General features: G+C 59.8%; 18 protein-coding genes and 2 pseudogenes. 11 read left to right on the top strand and 9 right to left on the bottom strand.

What is annotated here, in order from left to right; genetic code table 11:
• Positions 1-113: 113 nt before the first annotated feature.
• A pseudogene (locus tag JO965_RS49505) lies at positions 114-275 on the bottom strand (hypothetical protein); the annotation flags it as partial.
• An 802-nt stretch (positions 276-1,077) separates the two neighbouring features.
• On the opposite strand from JO965_RS49505, the gene JO965_RS27550 reads away from it, so the two are divergent.
• Positions 1,078-1,977 (top strand): 4-hydroxy-tetrahydrodipicolinate synthase, encoded by a 900-nt coding sequence (locus tag JO965_RS27550; protein WP_371826937.1) that lies wholly within the window; start codon positions 1,078-1,080, stop codon positions 1,975-1,977.
• 133 nt (positions 1,978-2,110) lie between these two features.
• Here the strand turns inward: JO965_RS27550 and JO965_RS27545 are convergent.
• The 3 genes and pseudogenes from JO965_RS27545 to JO965_RS27535 all read right to left on the bottom strand — a co-directional run bounded on the left by JO965_RS27545 (position 2,111) and on the right by JO965_RS27535 (position 5,294).
• A protein-coding gene (locus tag JO965_RS27545) for an IS630 family transposase (RefSeq protein WP_203445262.1) occupies positions 2,111-3,068 on the bottom strand; the annotation gives its coding sequence in 2 pieces (ribosomal slippage) (positions 2,111-2,725 and positions 2,727-3,068; 957 coding nt in all).
• An 80-nt stretch (positions 3,069-3,148) separates the two neighbouring features.
• Positions 3,149-3,918, bottom strand: a pseudogene (locus JO965_RS27540) (IS5 family transposase).
• Positions 3,919-4,577: 659 nt separating this feature from the next.
• Positions 4,578-5,294, bottom strand: coding sequence for a FadR/GntR family transcriptional regulator (locus JO965_RS27535; RefSeq protein ID WP_203445261.1), 717 nt, complete (start codon positions 5,292-5,294; stop codon positions 4,578-4,580).
• Between the two features lie 136 nt (positions 5,295-5,430).
• On the opposite strand from JO965_RS27535, the gene JO965_RS27530 reads away from it, so the two are divergent.
• Positions 5,431-5,649 (top strand): hypothetical protein, encoded by a 219-nt coding sequence (locus JO965_RS27530; RefSeq protein ID WP_203445260.1) that lies wholly within the window; start codon positions 5,431-5,433, stop codon positions 5,647-5,649.
• Positions 5,650-6,001: 352 nt separating this feature from the next.
• On the opposite strand, the gene JO965_RS27525 is transcribed toward JO965_RS27530, so the two are convergent.
• The 5 genes from JO965_RS27525 to JO965_RS27505 form a co-directional block, all read right to left on the bottom strand.
• On the bottom strand, positions 6,002-6,676 hold the full coding sequence (locus JO965_RS27525; RefSeq protein ID WP_203445259.1) for a hypothetical protein: 675 nt from the start codon (positions 6,674-6,676) through the stop codon (positions 6,002-6,004).
• Positions 6,673-7,230: a transposase gene (locus JO965_RS27520; RefSeq protein ID WP_203445258.1), complete on the bottom strand. Its 558-nt coding sequence runs from the start codon at positions 7,228-7,230 to the stop codon at positions 6,673-6,675. Before JO965_RS27520 ends, JO965_RS27525 begins: the two co-directional genes overlap by 4 nt.
• A 14-nt stretch (positions 7,231-7,244) precedes the next feature.
• On the bottom strand, positions 7,245-7,787 hold the full coding sequence (locus tag JO965_RS27515; RefSeq protein WP_203445257.1) for a helix-turn-helix domain-containing protein: 543 nt from the start codon (positions 7,785-7,787) through the stop codon (positions 7,245-7,247).
• A gap of 259 nt (positions 7,788-8,046) precedes the next feature.
• Positions 8,047-8,436, bottom strand: a complete 390-nt coding sequence (locus JO965_RS27510; protein ID WP_203445256.1) for a hypothetical protein — start codon at positions 8,434-8,436, stop codon at positions 8,047-8,049.
• A 316-nt stretch (positions 8,437-8,752) separates the two neighbouring features.
• Positions 8,753-10,204, bottom strand: coding sequence for an FAD-binding oxidoreductase (locus JO965_RS27505; protein ID WP_203445255.1), 1,452 nt, complete (start codon positions 10,202-10,204; stop codon positions 8,753-8,755).
• A gap of 162 nt (positions 10,205-10,366) precedes the next feature.
• Here JO965_RS27505 and JO965_RS27500 point away from each other — a divergent pair, with 162 nt between their 5' ends.
• From JO965_RS27500 to JO965_RS27460, 9 genes are read left to right on the top strand one after another with little or no spacing between them, the layout of a single operon-like run.
• Positions 10,367-11,317 carry a glyoxylate/hydroxypyruvate reductase A gene (locus JO965_RS27500; RefSeq protein ID WP_203445254.1) on the top strand — a complete coding sequence of 317 codons (951 nt, stop codon included), beginning with the start codon at positions 10,367-10,369 and terminating at the stop codon, positions 11,315-11,317.
• Positions 11,318-11,369: 52 nt separating this feature from the next.
• Entirely contained in the window at positions 11,370-12,422 is a 1,053-nt protein-coding gene (locus tag JO965_RS27495) for an ABC transporter substrate-binding protein (RefSeq protein WP_203445253.1), read from the top strand.
• A gap of 39 nt (positions 12,423-12,461) precedes the next feature.
• A complete protein-coding gene (locus JO965_RS27490) occupies positions 12,462-13,574 on the top strand; it encodes an ABC transporter ATP-binding protein (RefSeq protein WP_246777025.1) in 1,113 nt (370 codons plus the stop codon).
• Positions 13,575-13,603: 29 nt separating this feature from the next.
• Entirely contained in the window at positions 13,604-14,449 is an 846-nt protein-coding gene (locus tag JO965_RS27485) for an ABC transporter permease (protein ID WP_203445251.1), read from the top strand.
• Positions 14,450-14,457: 8 nt separating this feature from the next.
• Complete coding sequence (locus JO965_RS27480; protein WP_203445250.1) at positions 14,458-15,240, top strand: ABC transporter permease; 783 nt, start codon at positions 14,458-14,460, stop codon at positions 15,238-15,240.
• Positions 15,241-15,294: 54 nt separating this feature from the next.
• The gene (locus JO965_RS27475; protein WP_203445249.1) at positions 15,295-16,539 is read left to right on the top strand and encodes an ArgE/DapE family deacylase; all 1,245 of its coding nucleotides are present in this window, start codon (positions 15,295-15,297) and stop codon (positions 16,537-16,539) included.
• 15 nt (positions 16,540-16,554) lie between these two features.
• Positions 16,555-18,027: an amidase gene (locus JO965_RS27470; protein WP_203445248.1), complete on the top strand. Its 1,473-nt coding sequence runs from the start codon at positions 16,555-16,557 to the stop codon at positions 18,025-18,027.
• 42 nt (positions 18,028-18,069) lie between these two features.
• Positions 18,070-18,819 carry an electron transfer flavoprotein subunit beta/FixA family protein gene (locus tag JO965_RS27465; protein ID WP_203445247.1) on the top strand — a complete coding sequence of 250 codons (750 nt, stop codon included), beginning with the start codon at positions 18,070-18,072 and terminating at the stop codon, positions 18,817-18,819.
• A 14-nt stretch (positions 18,820-18,833) separates the two neighbouring features.
• On the top strand, positions 18,834-19,790 hold the full coding sequence (locus tag JO965_RS27460) for an electron transfer flavoprotein subunit alpha/FixB family protein (protein WP_203445246.1): 957 nt from the start codon (positions 18,834-18,836) through the stop codon (positions 19,788-19,790).
• The last annotated feature ends 13 nt before the right edge of the window (positions 19,791-19,803 follow it).

The following is a 19,803-nucleotide window of genomic DNA, read 5'->3' as shown; positions in this document are numbered from 1 at the left end:
GGCGCTTGACCCGCAGTCTGAGCCTGCATTCCGCTTAGCCCTTGGGTGTCAAGCAGGTCACCTCGCAGTGCGTCCCGTAACTCGGAGAAGCCTCCATAGCCAATCGCTCTGGCAAACCGAACAACTGCCGCATCACTTTGCCCGACAGCAGACGCTAGCTGCCTTGCCGTCATGAAAGCGACTGCGTCACTGTTCTCTATAATGAATTGCGCGATCGCCTGCTGGGCGGACGTCAACTCACTAAGGTTCCTCCTAATTTGCTCAGGCGCTCTCATTGTTGTGACCGCTACATCCGGTGGTATTGAATGTAGCTTACGCAACATCAAACTAAATGCAACTGATTTTTATGGAGTCGAGACCACCTCCGCCTGTTTCGAGGCGCTGGAAGCCTATCTGAAGGTCAATGGCCGGAGTCAAAACAAGATCTGTGCTCGATGGCACGGTAACGAAGTACGTAGCAAGAACGAGGATCCCTGAGCCTGCCGGGAGACCTCCCCGATGGCAGTATACGGCCTGGATCCAGGTGTCTGAGCATCATTCCGGGGCAGAGCAACAGACAGAGAAGAGTACTGTTTTCCCCGAAGCGTCGTCCGGAGAGTATAGTGCTGCCCGGATAGGTTCGACAAAGGAGTTAATACAATAAGTCCAAGGAATTACCAGATTGATATGAGTATTATCTGGCTTCACATTGAGGGTCAGTCCGTAAGCCGCTTCAGGAAACTTGCTGATACGTTCTAATCGAACATTTCATTGGGCGCAGACCTTGTTCTTACCCCTGAACGCAACCGCTGCGCAGCAACTTCGGTGAATGAAAGTCAATTACAACCGTCTCGACGCCCAGATCAGAACCCTCCGACAGGAAAATAACCGCCCTACCTTGACACATTATCGAGGATGTGTGACTGGCAATCTATGAATCAGCGCCACCCCAAACTTACGAGCTCGAAAAAAGCCCCGCACTAGGGGCTCTCGGTCATCGCGCGCAGAAGATAGCTAGCACTCCGATCAGATTGACCCCGCCGGTTCGGACGGGGTTCCTGCGCGCGCTCCGTCTCCGGCCTTGAGGAGATGGAATTCATGGAAGCCACACCTTCACTCTTGAGCGGCCTCTGGCTGCCACTTGTCACACCGTTTCGCGATGGCAGGCTGGACGAGCGCTCCTTGCGTAGACTCGTCAAGCATTACGCAGGACAGCCGATCGACGGCCTTATTCTGGGTGCGACCACCGGGGAGGGCATGGCGCTGGACGACGAGGAATGCGAGCGGCTGGTTTCGATCACCAACGACGTCTTGAACGCCGCGGGCAAGATCGTCCCAGTCTATTTCGGCCTTTCCGGCAGCGACACGCGGAAGCTGGTCAAGGCGCTGGAACGTACGGCGCCTTGGAATCTCACGGGCTACCTGATCGCTTGTCCCTACTACACAAGGCCATCGCAGCGGGGATTGCTCAGCCACTTTTCGGCGCTGGCCGACAGCACCGAACGGCCGATCCTGCTCTACAACATCCCGTATCGCACCGGCGTCAATCTTGGCAATGAGACGCTGCTGCACTTGGCGGAACGCACCAACATCGTGGGCGTCAAGGATTGCTCGGCCGATCCCGTGCAGTCGTTTGACCTTTTGCGTCATAAGCCAGCGCAGTTTGCGGTCTTCACCGGCGAAGACCACCAGTTCTACACTGCCCTGGCCCATGGTGCCGATGGCGGTATTACGGCCTCCGCTCATGTGCTGACGCCGGCGTTCGCTGCCATCCGCAGCAAGCTGCTCTGTGGCGATCAAGCCGGTGCGCTGGCCGATTGGAAGCGTCTTGCCGATGTGCCGCGATTGCTGTTTGCCGAGCCGAGCCCCGGGCCCATTAAGTATTGGCTCTGGCGTGCAGGCTTGGTCGATAGCCCTGAGATGCGTCTGCCAATGGTGCCTGTCACCGCTGAGCTGGCGTCAAGAATCGACCAGGCGATGGTAACTTGGGGAGAATGAGGAAGTTTAGGGTGGCTTATGCTGCTGCCAGTGTAAAGAGGCTTGTGGACTTACTTCGGAGAATTGGAGAGCATTCACATGGGCACGGATGAGTCAAGTTTGACGGATTACGGTCTGTTAGAGCATCGGACGGTTAAACGAACGCATAGCCGGCGGCTTTGAGGTAATTCCAACATTCTTGCGGCTCAAACAAATCGCAGATGCCCCCGAGCGCTCGCCAAAGCGCGTCGAACGTTCGGGCCTCGGCCTTGCGCAGGTGGGCTTTGATCTTGGCGAAGGCCTGTTCGATTGGATTAAGATCGGGCGAATAAGCCGGCAAGAACAGGAACCAGGCTCCGCGTCGCTTCAGACACTGCGCGGCCTTTTCACTCTTGTGGACCGCCAGGTTGTCGAGGATCACCACGTCACCTTCGTGCAGCGTCGGCGCGAGCTGCGTCTCGATGTAAGCCTCGAACGTCAATCGGGTGATCGGGCCATCGATGATCCAGGGCGCGCTCAACTCGCTGCAACGCAGCCCAGCCACAAAGGTATGCGTCTTCCAGTGGCCGAAGGGCGCGCTCATACGCAGCCGCTGGCCTTTGCGCGAGCGCCCCCGCAGGCGGGTCATCTTGGTGTTGACGTAGGTCTCATCAAAAAACACCAAGCGGTGCGGCTCTTGGCGCATGCGGGGCTGACGGTGGGTATGCCAGACCCGGCGCTCATCCCGCACGTCGGCGCGTGCGCACTCCGCCGCCATCAGGCATTTTTTTATATGAGAAGCCGCACCGGCACAGGAAGCGAGAGAGCATGGCGGGGGCCGCCATCACTCCGTGTTCCTCCAGCAGCCGAGCCGCGAGTTCGGGCATCGTGATGGCAGGCCTTGCCTCGACGGTCTGGATCAGGAAGCTCTCATAAGGCACCAGCTTGCCGCCTCCGGGCGGGCGACCTTGGCGGGCTGGCGCCGGCGAACCGGTGTCCCGCGTTCGCCGCACCAACTTGATGGCGAAGCTCTCGCTGACGTCAAAGTGCTCGGCTGCCGCCCGGCAGGTATGGCCCGCCTCGACGAAGTCGGCCACCCGCACCCGAAGATCGAGAGAATAGCAATGACCCATAATCCACCTCCCGTCCGACGAAGTGAATCACGGATCGCGCCAGCCAAAAACCCCGGGAGTCGGATTTCTAGTCCGATGCTCTAGCGCTTGATCCAATCGAGTGTAGCGGCGAGGCAGAGAATGCCCATGAAAGATGAGGTGGTCTTTTCGTAGCGCGTTGCCACGGCTCGCCACTCTTTCAGCCTGGCCTAGAGCCGCTCGACGACATTACGGTTGTTATAAATCCAGTCCGGACAAGCGACCGGCGCCTCATTGGCCCTTGCCGGGATCGCCGGTCTCGCACCGATGCTCCAGATGTAATTGCGGAAGCTGTGACTGGAATAGCCGCGATCGGCCACCACCCAAGCAGGCACACCTGGTAAGCTGTCGAGCAGCGGAATGGCTTCAGGCAGCTCATGGGCCTGACCGGGCGCGATGCGGAAAGCAATCGCGCGTCCCACGCCGTCTGTAATCACGCAAGCCTTGGTGCCATAGCCGCCACGAGAGCGACCAAGTGCTTCACGATCGTCTCGTTGAGCTTGAGAGCCCCTTTTCGGCGCGCCCCGGCGGCCTTCTGGTGCGCGCGCACGCTCGTCCCGTCTAGGAAGGTCATGCCGAGTTGGATGCCGCGCTCCTGCACCAGGGCGAGCAGATGCTCCCAGACCCCGAGACGCGCCCAGCGGATGAAGGTCTGGGCCGCCCGCCACCAGGGGCCCAGTTCCGCCGGGATGGCCCGCCACTTGGCGCCGTTCTCATGCCGCCAGAGAATGGCATCCAGTGCCCGACGCAGATCCTGCGGCGGTGTCTTGCCCTTGGGGCGGCACTGCTCCACCAGCGGATCCAGCATCGCCCATTGAGTATCCGTCAGCATGGCTCCTCCGCAGTCAGGACAAGCAAAACGCCTCCACGCACAAAGGGTTCAAGAGCTAACAGGCCGTAGACATTCATTGGGTCGCCTCCTGTTGATGAGACATGGTCCAGGGCCTGAGCCGTTGCATGACGCGCGCCGTGCCGGCTCGGTTCAAACTGATCTGTGGACGTCCCGGCCGACGCAAGCGGCTTTTAGAGGCTATAGACACGTAGTCGGATGCTGCCATCTGTCCGGCCTCGGAGTACAGTATGAACGCTGCGGGCCTGTATGAGAGTTAGCGGACTGAGTCCAAATCACATTCGCGCGCTCGAAGCGCTCTGAGTTTGCTTGGTTCTTCCAGCCCCGTCTCGCCGACTGTTGTGCCATACCCTCGACCATTCCGTTGATGGGATTGCAGGTGCGCGTCATCGACCCGCAGACTGCGTCGAATACATTGGAAGGCCCCGCCTGCAAAGACCATCATGCGGCGACCAGGTGTCGACCGCGAAGACAACCCTGCTCCCGGCAGCTGTCCGTCAATGGCACCAAACGAATAAGCAACACAGCCGCAATATCAGCATCCTGGCATTGCCGGTCAAAAAACCGGCAATGCCATCGTTGAGCAATTACGAGAAAGGACTTGATCAATGAGCTGCGATTAGACAACCCCATCTGAACACTTAGTCGAGCACAAGCTTCAGTTGCTTGGCTGTATGCTCCAGATGGGTACGCGATGCCTCACGTGCTTTCACTGGGTCTCTGTTCAAGATGGCTTGATAGATGGCTGCGTGCTCGGCTTGCACCAGATCTGCGATGTATCGTCCTTCGCGAGCCGTGTTCAATCTTGCGACGAATATACTAGTCCTGATGTTGTCGTTCAGGATCCGGACGAGCGCAGCGAAATAGGTGTTTCCCGTTGCCTCCGCGATCACACGATGAAAGGCGATGTCGGGGGCGACACCGTCCTCGCCCCTCTCTATCGCGAGCGCCATTTCGGCGAGCGCCCCTTTCATTGCATCGAGATGCTTCTTCGTTCGCCGTTTTGCCGCGAGGGCTGCGGCGTCAGCCTCGAGAGTCATGCGAAGTTCGAAAATCTGCGCCAAGGCGCCAGATTCGGCCAATGCAGCCGAGTCAATCACGAACGAACTCGGACTACCCGTTTCGGAGACGAACACGCCGAGGCCTTGATAGGACTTAATCAGGCCTTCATAGCGCAGCTGTGAAACCGCTTCTCGGATGACCGAGCGCGACACGCCGAAGCTAGTCGCAAGTGTCTGCTCAGCCGGGAGTTTTTCCCCCGGCTTGAATTTGCCATCGGCAATGGCACTTCGAAGATATCGGGCGATCTCATGTGCGAGACCCGGTGCCTTTTGAAAAGAGGGGACATCCAGGCCCATAATCGTTGGTCCTACTCGTCTCTGCGATGGCGATGTGGCGATCCATGCGGTGCAAGCAACTAGTCCTCACCAAGAACCAGCTGCCTGTAGGTGAACCTGCTTACCTGACAAGGGAGGAAGTGTCCAGAGCGAACTCATGTCAAATCGACTACTCGGCATGGTGATGTTCATTGTGCGCTCGCCCGTGACTGGGTGTCGCATCGGTGCAGTCCCGCTGGGCCAGTGGCTTAGTGGAATGGGCGCTGGTCGTTCCGAGCCGAGGATGGCGCCGAAACAGCAGGAGCTCGAGCGCCTCGTCATCGAGCCCGTCAGGCAGCGGTCAGCTCAGTCCCGCCAGCCGGGCGCGGCGGGATAGCCATGAACGACGCCGTCGCTGACCCCGTGTATTGGATGTTCCCTGGTGGCAAGGATTTTGTTGGAGGAGAATGCCAGAGTATTGCGCGACACTCAAAACCGATGGCGCGTATTGCCTCACTGGGGAATGTTCCCGACCCAGATGGTCGTTGCCTCACTTTCATGCTCCTGGCGGATCTAAGGGCTGTGCGAGCTCCGGACCTTGATCAGATGATCTAAAGACCAAGGTCCGAGCCGCGTCCTGACGCCGGATTTTCAGGCGCCGCTCGAGCGCGTACAGGTGCTTTTCGGAATACTGGTCAGGATAGGTCCCTTGGAGCTTGGCCAGCAACTCGCGGCCGGTGCGCCATGGCTCAGCCTTGAACCAGTCCTGCAGGTGTGCTGTCACCGCTGCCAAGGGATCCGGACGTCGCCGGTCGCACCGAACCAGCTGTTTGGGGCGGGCGGTTGGGCGAACTCCACCTTGCATTCCAGGCCGTGCGCAGACCCTGCTGGAATGGGTCGAGTATTGCGGGATCCGAGGATGACACAGGAGTGACTGGCTCATCGGCCAATTCAACCAGGCGGGCCTGACCATCACGGATCTGTTGCAGCAGCCGGACTGGATCCAAGGTCACAAGCATCTCCTTCAGCTGAGCTTTGACCTCGGCTGGAACGCGAAGATCGTCCAGCAGACTCTGGCACGGTGTGGCAGGCGGGTGACAGCGCTTGCGCACCAGGGCACCCTGCCGTTCCTTGCCGGCCAGCTTGAACGAGGGCTGGACGAAGATCACGAACAGATGAAGAGAGGCATAAAGGCGGGAAAGCGCCGCAGCCGCCGGGATCCTCTCGAACCGGCGATAGCCGACAACATGGCGGACAATGGCCCCGTTCTTCTGCTCGACAAAGGCTTGGTCATTCTTGCGGTAAGGCCGGCTGCGGGTGAAGGCGATCTCCTGATGCCGGCAATAGTCCCGCACCGTCTCGTTCATGAAGACGCTGTCATTATCTGTATCAGATCCCACTAAGTGGTGCATCCGATAGGTCATGCGGCCCTCGGCAGGAGGGCGATGCCGGGCGAGCGGCGTGGGCGATGCCGGCGGCGTTGGCCCCAGACGAAGGGATGGCGATGCGCATTCCAGTAGACGGTGGCGCCGTGGATCGCAGCGGTGATCTCGTCCCAGCTCTCGAAGCGCCGGCCGGCTAACGCGAGGGAACGCAGGATCTTCCACCAGGGCTCAATCAGGTTGAGATAAGCCGCGTAGTTGGGTTGGAACACCATCTCCCAGCGCGGATGGGCGAGCAGGAACAGCAGCACGTCCGTGGTGCGATGGGAGCTCAGGTTGTCCATGATGGCGTAGACCCGCTGGGTCGTGCTCGGGACCCAAGTCTCAACGTGCTCCAGGAAGTCGACCCAATGCGCGCCGCTGCGTGCTGGATAGGGATGGGTGAAGGCTTCACCGGTGGCCGGACAAAAGGCCCCGAAGATGGAGCCTTTGGCGCGCCGACCATAGTCGATCTCCTGCTTCGCCCGTTCGGCCGGCCGTGTTTTTGTCTGCACCAGCGCCCGACCCGCGTCGCTCTTGGCGCTCACTGGTCCCATCTCGTCCAGGCCGATCACACAACGGCCCGCAGGAGGCGCCGTGTAGAGCGTTTCGATCGCCCCCTTTTTTCCGCGAAGGCCGGATCGACCCGCTCACCGAACCAAGTCTCGTGCTTGCGCCAGCGCAGGCCCTCGTGGAGCAGGATCTCGTCAATGCGACTGCGCTGCATCGTGATCCCCTTGTGCTCGTGCAGGTAAGCGGCCAGCCGATCCAGCGTCCAGGCGGCAAACGGCAGCCCAAGCGTCTCTGGCTTGGTCAGTGCACTTGCAATCACGGTGGCGGTTTGCTCAGGCGGATAGGTGGGCGGGCGTCCGGAGCGATGTTTGTCCTTGAGGGCCTCCACTCCTTCTGCATTGAAGCGGTGGATGCGCTTGCGCACGGTCTCGTCATCCAGGCCCAGGCGAGAGGCAATGGCGGATGCGCTCTCGCCGTGACTGGCGCGCCAGATGATTTGCGCCCGTTGCACCATCTGAGCCGGAGCGGTGCGCGCGTAGGCCAACGTCTGGATCCGTGCACGCTCCTCAACGGTCAAATCCCGTAAGCCGATCGGTGTCATGGGTCACCCCCCGCCAGCAGGCCAGCAAGCCGCGATTATACCCCCTGAACATGCCGGATGCACCACTTAGCACAAAGGGGAGGAACTTGCGGATCCCGCAGAGGACCTCCGTCAGAAGCCGCTGCTCGCGAAAGAGCAGCGGCGCGCACTCGGTCCAGCCTGAGACAATATCGGTCACAGCCAGGGACTGGACGGAGCTGCCACTGACGCTTGGGCCACCATGGGCGACCAGATCAGCTTCCACAAAGCCGGGAGGGGATCATCCCAGTTGGCGAACGTTCGCGCCGGAATGCTGCGCCGCACCGCTAAGAGGGCGCTGACCGGCGCTTGGGCCGGTCAGCGGTAGCCTGCTGCTTGATCGCTTGTAAGGCTCATCGATCGTGACCGCGCTCATGCCGAGGAAGCGCTCTCGCACTTCCGGAACCAACCGAAGATGGCCATGGCGTTCCATTGCCTTGAGCAGAACTGGCACGAGAACCTCCAGGCGCTTGCCGCAGATCGGGTCCGAGGCTTCCCAGATCACGACGAGAGCCTCGCGAACCGCATTGTCGTAGATCCGGGGATTGGGCTGCACCCGATGCGCCTTATTCGGCAAGCCTTGCCGAAGGACACGCATCACATGCTCGCGGCGCAATCCTGTTACAGCCACGAACTTATCAATAATGCAGCCCTTGTCAGGGTGAGCGCTCTGCTGATGCCACGCCGAAATCGCCCAGATTAGTGCATTGCGTTCAGTTCATTGCGTGTCGTCATACCCATCTGCCTCACCTTCGTCGCCGGAAGCTCGCCCGAGCTCGGGAGCAAATTAAACGAGGCAACGATCCAAAAACGGCGAGCAATTCAGGCAACGCAATGTGAACGGGGAATAGCAGATCGTTGAAGTCCAAGGACAGCAGCCGGCGCGCATCTACCGCTGGTCGACGCCTGAAATTATGGTCGCCCCACCGGATGAAGCGACGCTGCATTCACGGAGTGGCGAAGAGCTTACCCCGGTTGAATAAGCCTTGTGGATCAATTGTCCGTTTCACGGCGCGCATCACATCGATCTCAATGGAGGAACGTCGAGAGATAAGGTCCTGGCGCCGCAATTGCCCGATCCCGTGTTCTGCACTGAAGCTTCCTTCAAATGCATCCACGAGATCATAGAGGGCCACACCGATCTCTTGGGCACGAGCACGGAATGCCGACATCTTTTCGTTCTCCCGCTCAATTAAGTTGAGGTGAATATTGCCATCCCCGACGTGCCCGAAAGCAATCTGCAGGACCCCGGGTGCAATTTTGTCGATCACTTCAGCCGCTTGACTTATGAAAGAGCCGATATTGGAAACGGGAACGGAAATGTCATGCTTCGCCACGGCTCCTAAAAGGGGTTGCATATCTACTATGCCCTCCCTGGCTTTCCAGAAATCTCTTCTCTGTGCGGCACTGGCGGCGATTACTGCATCAGAAATGAGCTGCCGCTCGAGGAGCTCCATAGTGGTAGCTTCGACTGCGGAGTTCCCAACAGCATCTTGCGAGAAATCAGAAACCTCGACGAGGGCATAGTACGGATGCGATGCCCGCATTGGCCTCCTGATGCCCCTAAGGGTCTCCGATGCGAGATCCACTGCATGCCCCGGCATCAGTTCGAAGGCGCTCAGCCCGTAAGACAGCCGCTCGCGAAGAAATCCGTAGATATCAGGAAGGCGCTCCAATGAGGGAAATCCAAGAACACACGTTGTGATGTGTGTCGGCGGAGGAAAGAGCTGCAGTACTGCAGCTGTGATCAGTCCGAGGGTTCCCTCGCTTCCAATAAATAGGTTTCTCAGATCGTAGCCTGCATTATCCTTCCGCAAGGCGCGCAAACCATTCCAGATCTGGCCGTTCGGAAGCACAACCTCCAATCCCAGTGCTAGGTTTCGTATGCTTCCGTATCTCAGGACCGCGTTTCCGCCTGCGTTCGTAGCAAGGTTTCCACCGATTTGGCATGATCCTTCAGCTCCAAGGCTGAGCGGAAAGAACAGGCTCGCCTCCGCCACGACATTGTGCAGGCGCGAAAGTACACATCCGGCCTCGACTGTCACCGTGTAGTTCGCCTTATCGAGGGCACGAATCCGATTCATCCGCTCGAGGCTGATGATAATCTCTTCGCCGTCACTGATAGGTATGGCACCGCCGACGAGCCCGGTATTCCCGCCTTGGGGCACCACACCAACGTTCGCAGCAGCACAGGCTCTAACCACAGCAGCCGCCTCTTCGGTCGTCCCCGGGCGGATTACGGCGAGCGTCTTCCCGGAATATAGCTTTCGCCAGTCCACCAGATACCGCGCCTTGTGCTCATCATCTACGATGCAGTTCTCGGCCCCAACAACTCCCCGGAGGGCTAAAACAAGTTTTGCAGTTCGGCATTCGCTACCCTGACCGTAAGATATCGACACGCCACAGCTCCGTTGCTCTAATGACTACTTCTGACGCCGATCAGCCAAATCGCAACCACTCGAGCTTAAGGAATGCTTGGGACTTGACCGTCAACTGCTTGTCTGATAACCCGGTAGCCTAACAACAGTCAAGAAGCAGTTGCCGAACTCATAGGAGAGGAAATGACAGGCGTCGGGAAGCAAGGCGGAACCATTCTGTTCCATAGCGAGGTCAGCGATAAGGCTTGGCCGATTGAACTTCAGAAGGCATTCCCCGAGTTCAGGGTCTGCACGCAGCTCTCCGATGCGGTGCCAACCGATGTGGTTGCGGCTGTTGTCTGGAACCCACCACCCGGTATGTTTGAAGCCCTCACGGGTCTTCGCCTCATCCAAGTTCTCGGCGCCGGCGTCGACAAATTCCTGTCCGATGATCGTCTGCCGAAGGGGGTGCCAATCGCTCGCCTGGTCGATCCGGGATTGACAGCGAGAATGACCGAGTACGTCCTAATGCATAGCCTCGCATTGCATCGGCAGATGCCAGACTTGCAGCGCGCTCAGCGCGAGCACCGCTGGACCTTCATTCACCCGACGCCGCCGGAGCGAACTTGCATCGGAATTCTCGGGCTTGGGGTTCTTGGAACGAGTTGCGCAAGAGCCCTGACCTCGGCTGGTTTCACCGTCGTCGGCTGGAGCAGGTCCAGGAAGGAAGGGTTGGATTTTCCGAGCTACGCCGGCCTGGAGGAGCTTGACCAATTCAAGCAACAGGCCGACATCATTGTGCTTCTTCTACCGCTCACCCGTGAGACAGAGGATCTCGTTGATGAGAGTTTTCTCGCGACCGTGAAGAGCGGAGCTGCCCTGATCAATGTCGGCCGCGGCAAGCTCGTCGTCGACAATGCACTCATCAGGGCGCTCGATGCCGGCCTACTGCGGCACGCCATTCTGGACGTGTTCCGCACAGAGCCTCTGCCGTTTGATCATCCGTTCTGGGATCATCCGAAAATCACCATCACCCCACACAATTCGAGTGCCACCAATCCGGCAACTGCACTCGACCAAGTGATTGTTAACATACGACGCGCTCTGGCCGCAGAGCCGCTACAGCATCAGGTGGACCCGGCGCACGGGTACTGATCAATCGTTTCGCCTGACAACCAACAATCGTACAATCGAGAGGAGAAGCATCATGAAATCAGCAAGGCACATTTTTTTCGCATGCTTAGTCGCCATGTTTCCCGTGGCGTGGGAATGCGCGTCGGCACAGTCCGATCAGCCGTCAGGAGAGATCACGCTCGCCGCCTACGCCAGCTATTACCAAGACAATTTCACGAAGGCGGTCGTGGAGCCGTTCATGCGGCAGTTTCCGAACATCACGGTGAACTACTTCGCCCAGCGCAGTTCTGCCGAGCGGCTCGGAACGCTGCGCGCGCAGAAGGGCGATCCGCAGATCGACGTCGCCATTATGGATGTCAGCGTCGCGCGGGCCGGGAACTTCGAGGGTCTGTTTGCGCCGATCGATCCCGCGAAGGTTCCAAACCTCGCCGAGCTGTCGCCGAATGCGAAAGTCGCCGGGGATTACGGCCCCGCTCTCACGTTTGACAGCTTGGCACTGATCTATAATCGCGACCAGTTCAACGAGCCTCCGAAGAGCTGGCGCGCTATGTGGGACGCGCGCGCCAAGCGCAAGGTGGTGATCAATGCTCCGCCGAACATCCAAGGCTTGGCATTGACGATCATTGCCACCAAGATGGAAGGCGGTGACTACAAAAAGTCGATCGAACCCGGTCTTGCGCTTTTAACGACCTTGGCGCCTGACGTACAAAGCTGGTCGCCGAGTCCTGATGCCTATACGCTTGTGACGAACGGAACGGCTGCGCTCGGAACGGGCTGGAACTCATTCTCACAGCTCTACAGGCTGCAATCCGGGGGCAAGATGGGTGTCGTGATCCCAATGGAGGGAACCGTCCAGCAGATCGACACGATCAATCTGGTGGCCGGAGCGAAGAATTCGGCTGCCGCCCAGGTCTTCATCAACTACGCTCTCAGCTCCGAAGCGCAGGCGGCACTGATGAAGATCCTGCACTTTTCACCCGCGAATTCGAAGACGTCAGGGGCACCGGAGGACGCGGCCCTCACGGCACCGCCTAGCGCAGCCATTGATGCGGATTGGGGCTATGTGGCCGAGGTTCGCGATCGGTGGCTTGAGCGCTGGCGGCGCGAAGTCATAGGTGGTCGCTGACCCCTCCCGGCCTCTCACATTGCTTTTCGGATGATTTCTATGGATCAAGCGTCAAAATCATATCTAGAACTGAAGCATCTCACCAAGAGCTATGTAGGGCTAGCGCCGGCGGTCCATGATCTCAATCTTTCGATCCGCAAGGGTGAACTCGTCTCGCTTCTCGGGGCGTCCGGCTGCGGCAAGACGACGACTCTGCGCATGATCGCCGGGCTCGTCGAGCCGACGAGCGGTTCGGTAGTGATCGATGGACGCGACATCACGAAAGTTCCCGCCCATCGGCGAGACATCGGCGTTGTCTTCCAAAGCTACGCCCTGTTTCCTCATCTCTCGGTCCTTGACAATGTCGCGTTCGGGCTCCGCATCCGAGGCGTCGCGCGGGACATATGCCGGAAGAAGGCCGAGTTCGCCTTGTCCCTCGTGCATCTCGAGCAGTTCGGCGGCCGCAAGCCGCGCGAGCTTTCCGGCGGACAGCAGCAACGGGTTGCGCTCGCCCGGGCTCTCGTGTTCGAGCCGACGCTCCTGCTGCTGGACGAGCCGCTGTCAAATCTCGATGCGAAGCTACGCGAAACCATGAGAGACGAGATTCGTCGCGTCCAACAAGAACTCGGAATAACGACAGTCTTCGTCACACACGATCAGACTGAGGCTCTCACCGTCAGCGATCGGATCGCTGTGATGCATGGCGGCTCTGTCGCGCAATTCGGCACGCCAACGGACATTTATCGGAAGCCGGAGTCGTCCTTCGTCGCCCGCTTCGTGGGACGAATGAATGTATTCGTCGCACGGGCAGAACGGCGCGCCGGCGTCAGCCTCCTCGTGTCCGAGGACGGTTTCGGATTCACGAGCAGGCATGCTTTCTCCAATGGACAACGGGTGGAGGTGATGATTCGGCCCCACGACATGTCTATCGACGTGAACAGGCAGAACGACGTCATTGAAAGCACGGAGAGCGCGCGGGAGCCCAACGCTGCTGTGGGACTTGTAGAGAAGGCGCTCTACAGCGGCGAAACAACTCAGTATCACGTGCGTGTCGGAGAAACGATCATTATCTCGGAAGTGTCGGCCGGTATGAGTGCCGTCCGGGCGGCGGTTGGCGCACAGGTTCGATTGCGCTGGAAGGAAGAGGACGTCCACTGTTTCGAAGCAGCCTGATCTCAATACTGCACCGAGGATATCGCCACATGTCTCCGCGAATCGTACCGGTTTTACTCTTGGCGCCTGCCATCACGCTGGCGACGATCGGGTTTCTTGCGCCATTGGCGTGGTTACTCGGGACATCCTTTGTTGAGGTGGAAGCGTCGGGCGCTTTAACCGGCGCTCTTACAGTTCGAAACTATCAAGCCTTCCTCATGGATCCGTTTACATGGTGGATCGTTGCCCAGACGGTCTGGCTGGGCGTGCTCGTGACGGCTCTCACGCTCATCGCAAGCTATCCGATCGCGCTGTTTCTCGTTCGGATCCAGCCGAAATGGCGTGGTGTTCTCTCAGTCCTGCTGATATCGCCTCTCTTGGTAAGCTCCGTTGTCCGCACCTTCGGCTGGATGATCATTCTCGGCGATCAGGGGCTCTTGAATTCAGCCCTTTTGACATTAGGGCTAATTCCAGACGCGATCGCTCTGACAAACAATTCGACCGGCGTGGTGATCGCGTTGACGGAAATCCTTATGCCTTACATGGCACTTGCCCTCATATCCGGCTTCGGGCGGATTGATCCAGTCTGCGAGGAGGCGGCCGTTACGCTAGGGGCTACCCCCTGGCAGCGCTTCTGGCGCGTAACCTTTCCACTCAGCCTGCCTGGCGTCGCATTGGGCGTGCTAATCTGCTTCGCTCTCGCGATGAGCTCTTTTGTGACCCCACAGCTTCTTGGGGGTGGCCGCATCTTCGTCCTTGCCACGGAGATCTATGATTCCGCCATGGTCTCGCTGAACTGGCCGCGCGCGGCGGTCCAGTCCGTGTTCCTGCTTGCCCTGTTGCTAATGGCTCTGGCTGGTATGAGCAAGATTACGCGCTCGATCGAAAGGATGTGAGGTCGGAAATGAAAGTATCTCTCTTTCAACGTGCGACGGTCGCTTGTCTCTATCTGTTTCTGCTTGCGCCAATCCTTCTGACGATGGCTATGTCCTTCAGCAACGATCCGGTGATCGCCTTCCCTCCGGAAGAGTGGGGAGCTAACGCCTATGTCGCGATCTTCGGGAACGAACAATTCATCGCGACCTTCGGGGTCAGTTTTGTCATCGCAGTGTCCGTGGTACTCCTTTGCGCTGTGACGGGTCTGCCTGCCGGCTATGCAATCGCGTTCTCCCGCTTTCCGGGAAGGGACGTCGTTCTTGCCGTCCTGACGGCGCCGTTGCTGCTACCCACAATTGTCGTCGGGCTCGGGATCCTGCTTCTCTTCGTCAAGCTCAAGCTGATCGCAACTTATCTCGGGCTCGTGGTCGGCCATTCTATCATCGCACTCCCTTACATGGTGAGAATCGTGGTGACCGCTTACAAAAACCTTCCGGTCGCTCTTTCCGAAGCCGCCGCCACTCTCGGTGCGTCCCCTACCCAGGTGGCCCTGAGGGTTCAGCTGCCGCTCATTCGACCTGCCGTCCTGGCGAGCTCGGCCATCGTCTTCCTGGTCTCCTTTGACGAGGTCGTAATCTCGCTATTTCTTGTCGGCCCGCGGCTGACGACACTGCCCGTTGAGGTCTTCCGATACGTGGATCTTCGCGCGGATCCGCAAGTCGCCGCCCTGTCCGTGATCCTTGTCACATTGTCCGTTCTCATTGTTCTCATCCTCGAGAGGACAGTCGGTCTCGCCAGGGCGCTGCGATGATCCGACTAGTCCGTTCAAACCCGCAACCGAACACAGCCGTTCGAGGGGATGCTGATGACAGATATCAAAAGTGAACTCCTTCGCCGCTTGTCCGAACGTCACGACGAGATGGTGGATTTTCTGTGCCGCTTGATCCGATCGCCCACCCCAAACCCGCCCGGCGACACACGGGCTGCCATGGGCTTGGTTGAACAGTTTCTCTCGGATCGCGGTATAGCCTACGAAATCGTCGCACCAAACCCAAGCATGCCGAATCTCGTCGCGCAGTTTGCGGGCGCTAATGACGGCCCAAAGCTCGTGATGAATGGCCATCTCGATGTTTTCCCCTCGGGCGATGCCGCTAAGTGGTCTCACGATCCCTGGGGGGCGATCCAAGAGAATGGCTGCATTTATGGCCGGGGAGCCTGCGACATGAAATCCGGCACCACAGCGCTATTGTTCGGCTTTGCGGAGCTTCACGCTCTGCGCCGGCACCTGCGAGGAACGCTCGTCCTCACCATCGTATCAGATGAGGAGACATTCGGCCCCTGGGGCGCCCGGTATCTTCTGCAGCATCGCAAGGATGTTCTTGGTGACTGTCTGCTCAACAGCGAACCGACCAGCCCATATGCCCTGCGCTTCGGCGAGAAGGGGCCCTTGTGGCTTCACTGCCGCATCCGCACTCCGGGCGCCCACGGTGCCTATGTTCATCTAAGTCGCAATGCCGTCGCAGTCGCTGCGGACGTCATTGTCGGACTTCACTCACTCGAAGAGTTCAGGAGTCCGGAGGAGACCCCGCTTTCGATCACGCTTCAACGGCATGCGGCCGCCATCGACAAGGCCTATGGCGCTGGTGCGTCCAAGATCATTTCCTCCACCACCGTTAACGTCGGCGCCATCAAAGGCGGGGTGAAGATCAACATGATTCCGGCGGAATGCGATTTCGAAGTCGATATCCGGATTCCACCCGGCGTGAGCCACGACGACGTGATGAATCGCCTACGCGCCGTCATGGCGCCGTTTCCCGAAGCCACATTCGAGGTCGTGAACCATGGTGCGGCGAATGCCTCTCTGCCTGATCACCGGATGGTCGAGTCACTGATCCGAAATTCCAAGCGGGTGTCAAATATCGAGCCCGCGCCGATCATCGGCCTCGGCGGAACGGATGCGCGGCTCTGGCGGCATGCCGGCATTCCGGCTTTCGTGTATGGGCCGTCGCCGAGCGGGATGGGCACGGTCGATGAACTCGTTCGCATCGATGAGTTCATGCACATCGCGAAGACGCACACCCTGGCGGCATTTGACTACCTATCGGGCTAAGGAACTATGTGCCACATGCGGTCCTGTGCGGCGTCACCATCGCTGCTGCTTTCCGGTGCTGTTGCCATGCGCGACGAGGTGCTTCGTCGAGCCATATCCGTATCCGATTTGCTCGAACTGCACATCGCGCAGGTGGAGGCACTCAATCCGCGCTTGAATGCTGTCGTCGTTCGAGATTTCGAGGCTGCTCGCCGCCACGCGCACGAGGCGGACAAAGCCCTCGCGGAGGGTGTGGTCTGGGGACCACTCCATGGCATCCCCATGACGGTCAAGGAATCTTACGACGTGGAGGGTCTTCCGACGACATGGGGTATGGCTCGGTTCCGCTCGAACGTCGCGACCCGAAGCGGCACGGTCGTTCAACGCCTCGTCCAGGCGGGCGCCATTATCTTCGGCAAGACGAATGTTGCCGAAGCCCTCGCAGACTGGCAGACCGCCAACGGACTTTATGGGACTACGAATAATCCCTGGGACCCGAAGCGGACTTGCGGCGGTTCGTCCGGGGGAGCGGCGACGGCCGTCGCGAGCGGCATGAGCCCGATCGAGATCGGAAGTGATATTGGAGGCTCGCTCCGTAACCCGGCTCACTACTGCGGGGTTATGGCCCACAAGGCTACGTTCGGCATCATCCCGCAGGCCGGTGAGACATTCCCTGGAACCGAAGCGGCGGTCGATATATCGTCGAACGGGCCGATCGCCAGAAGTGTTGACGACTTAAGCCTCGTGCTGGACGTGATCGCCGGGCCGATTGATCCTGAAGCTTCCGCCTGGTCGCTTCGCCTGCCTCCCCCGAGATCGCAACACTTGTCGGGTTTCAGGGTGGCCGTCCTGCGTGGTGAGCCGAGGTTTCAGGTTGACCAGGAGATTGTAAGGGCCCTCGACGAACTGGCGGCCTTCCTGTCACCACGGGCGGCCTCCGTCGCGATCGATCCGGTCTTGCCACACAGCTTGTCTGAAATGTTCGACGTAGGCGTCTCTCTTCTGCGTGCAGCGACATCCAGTAGGATCCTTCCGGACCAGTTCGACGCACAGCACCGCTTGGCTGACACGCTCAAGCCTGAGGACGAGAGTTACCTGGCACGGATGACGCGCGGCACGACCATGACGCATCGCCGCTGGCTTGAGCTCAATGAAGCGAGAGCCCGCATGCGCCAGGCTTGGCAGAAGCTCTTCGAATCCGTGGATATCGTCCTTTGTCCGGCGGCGGCATCGACAGCCCCGGTTCACAGTGCTGAGATCCCTAGATACGAACGAATGTTGTCAATCAATGGTTCGCCCGTTCCCGAAGCCGATCAGCTCATCTGGGCCGTAATGTCGGGTGCATCCTATCTGCCTTCAACGGTCGTTCCGGTCGGGATCTCGTCCGACGGTTTGCCGATTGGTGTGCAGATCATCTCGGCAGAATTCAACGACCGGACCTGTCTCGCCTTTGCTCGTCTCCTGGAGCAGACATTTCGCAGGTTCATGCCACCGCCGCCATGCACTTGAATACCGCGCCCGAGCAGCCGCCGATCAGCAAGGATGAGTTCGATGAAGCTTCTTGTGTGTGTGAAGCGGGTGGTTGATTCCAACGTGAAGATCCGGGTGAAGCCGGACGGGTCGGGCGTGGAACTGGCCAACATCAAGATGTCGATGAACCCCTTCGACGAGATCGCCGTCGAGGAGGCCGTGCGCCTGAAAGAACAGGGCAAGGCCACCGAGATCGTCGCCGTCTCCATCGGCCCGCAACAGGCCGCCGAGACGATCCGCACGGCGCTCGCCATGGGCGCCGACCGCGGCATCCTGGTCAAGACCGACACAGCGATCGAGCCGCTCGCCGTCGCCAAGATCCTGGCCAAGGTGGTCGAACAGGAAAAGCCCGATCTCGTCATCCTGGGCAAGCAGGCCATTGACGATGATGCCAACCAGACCGGCCAGATGCTGGCGGCTCTCCTCGGCTGGCCGCAGGGCACCTTCGCGTTCAAGGTCGCTGTCGGCGAGGGCTCGATCGACGTCACCCGCGAGGTCGACGGCGGCCTGCAGACGGTGAGCCTCAAGCTGCCGGCCATCGTCACCACGGACCTGCGCCTCAACGAGCCGCGCTATGCGTCCCTGCCCAACATCATGAAGGCCAAGAAGAAGCCCCTCGACGAGACGAGCCCGGAGACGCTCGGCGTCGACGTGGCCCCGCGCCTGAAGGTGCTCAAGACCGCCGAGCCCGGCGGTCGCAAGGCGGGCGTCAAGGTCGGCTCCGTGGCCGAGCTGGTCCAGAAGCTCAAAGTCGAAGCCGGCGTGCTCTAAGGAGACCAACACCCATGACCACCTTGCTGATCGCCGAGCACGACAATGCTCACCTGAAAGACACCACCCACAAGGCGCTTTCCGCCGCCAAGGCGCTCGGTGCGCCGGTGCATGTCCTCGTCGCCGGCTCCACTGCCAAGGCTGCGGCGGAAGCCGCCACGAAGCTCGAAGGCGTGGAGAAGGTGCTGCTGGCTGACGCCACCGCTTACGAGCATCAGCTCGCCGAGCCCACCGCGGCGCTGATCGTGTCGCTCGCCGGTTCGTATGACGCTCTCGTGGCGCCGGCCACCACCACCGGCAAGAACGTGATGCCGCGCGTGGCGGCCCTGCTCGACGTGATGCAGGTCTCCGACATCACCAAGGTGGTGTCACCCGACACCTTCGAGCGGCCGATCTATGCCGGCAACGCGATCCAGACCGTGCAGGCCACCGATGCCAAGAAAGTGATCACCGTGCGCACCGCCGCCTTCCCGGCGGCGGCTGAGGGCGGTTCTGCCGCCATTGAGACTGTCGGCCCTGCCGAGGATCCGGGTGTGTCGTCGTTCAAGGGCGAGGAGATCGCCCAGTCGGATCGGCCCGAGCTGACCTCGGCCCGGATCATCATCTCGGGTGGCCGCTCGCTCGGCTCATCCGAGAACTTCACCAAGTACATCGAGCCGATCGCCGACACTCTCGGCGCGGCCATGGGCGCCTCGCGCGCGGCCGTCGATGCCGGCTATGCGCCGAACGACTGGCAGGTCGGCCAGACCGGCAAGGTGGTGGCGCCCGATCTCTATATTGCGGTGGGCATTTCAGGCGCCATTCAGCATCTGGCCGGCATGAAGGACTCCAAGGTGATCGTGGCGATCAACAAGGATGAGGAGGCCCCGATCTTCCAGGTGGCCGATTACGGCCTCGTCGGCGACCTCTTCACAATCCTTCCTGAACTCAAGGAGGAGTTGACCAAAGCCGCCACTGGGCAAGCAGCTTGATGGTGACAGAGAA

The sequence above is a fragment of the Microvirga sp. VF16 genome (assembly GCF_016864375.1).
GTDB lineage: Bacteria > Pseudomonadota > Alphaproteobacteria > Rhizobiales > Beijerinckiaceae > Microvirga.
The sequence above is the reverse complement of the archived record's forward strand: the minus strand, read 5'-3'. Positions and strand labels throughout refer to the sequence as shown.

Excerpts from the sequence above, each read along its gene's own strand:
- JO965_RS27535 (WP_203445261.1), bottom strand. The coding sequence starts at position 5,294 with ATGGGCCTGGATGTCCCCTCTTTTCAAAAGGCACCGGGTCTCGCACAT.
- JO965_RS27465 (WP_203445247.1), top strand. The coding sequence starts at position 18,070 with ATGAAGCTTCTTGTGTGTGTGAAGCGGGTGGTTGATTCCAACGTGAAG.
- JO965_RS27500 (WP_203445254.1), top strand. The coding sequence starts at position 10,367 with ATGACAGGCGTCGGGAAGCAAGGCGGAACCATTCTGTTCCATAGCGAG.
- JO965_RS27470 (WP_203445248.1), top strand. The coding sequence starts at position 16,555 with ATGCGGTCCTGTGCGGCGTCACCATCGCTGCTGCTTTCCGGTGCTGTT.
- JO965_RS27460 (WP_203445246.1), top strand. The coding sequence starts at position 18,834 with ATGACCACCTTGCTGATCGCCGAGCACGACAATGCTCACCTGAAAGAC.
- JO965_RS27485 (WP_203445251.1), top strand. The coding sequence starts at position 13,604 with ATGTCTCCGCGAATCGTACCGGTTTTACTCTTGGCGCCTGCCATCACG.
- JO965_RS27530 (WP_203445260.1), top strand. The coding sequence starts at position 5,431 with ATGTCAAATCGACTACTCGGCATGGTGATGTTCATTGTGCGCTCGCCC.
- JO965_RS27490 (WP_246777025.1), top strand. The coding sequence starts at position 12,462 with ATGGATCAAGCGTCAAAATCATATCTAGAACTGAAGCATCTCACCAAG.
- JO965_RS27475 (WP_203445249.1), top strand. The coding sequence starts at position 15,295 with ATGACAGATATCAAAAGTGAACTCCTTCGCCGCTTGTCCGAACGTCAC.
- JO965_RS27515 (WP_203445257.1), bottom strand. The coding sequence starts at position 7,787 with ATGACACCGATCGGCTTACGGGATTTGACCGTTGAGGAGCGTGCACGG.
- JO965_RS27480 (WP_203445250.1), top strand. The coding sequence starts at position 14,458 with ATGAAAGTATCTCTCTTTCAACGTGCGACGGTCGCTTGTCTCTATCTG.
- JO965_RS27495 (WP_203445253.1), top strand. The coding sequence starts at position 11,370 with ATGAAATCAGCAAGGCACATTTTTTTCGCATGCTTAGTCGCCATGTTT.
- JO965_RS27520 (WP_203445258.1), bottom strand. The coding sequence starts at position 7,230 with ATGGGACCAGTGAGCGCCAAGAGCGACGCGGGTCGGGCGCTGGTGCAG.
- JO965_RS27550 (WP_371826937.1), top strand. The coding sequence starts at position 1,078 with ATGGAAGCCACACCTTCACTCTTGAGCGGCCTCTGGCTGCCACTTGTC.
- JO965_RS27525 (WP_203445259.1), bottom strand. The coding sequence starts at position 6,676 with ATGACCTATCGGATGCACCACTTAGTGGGATCTGATACAGATAATGAC.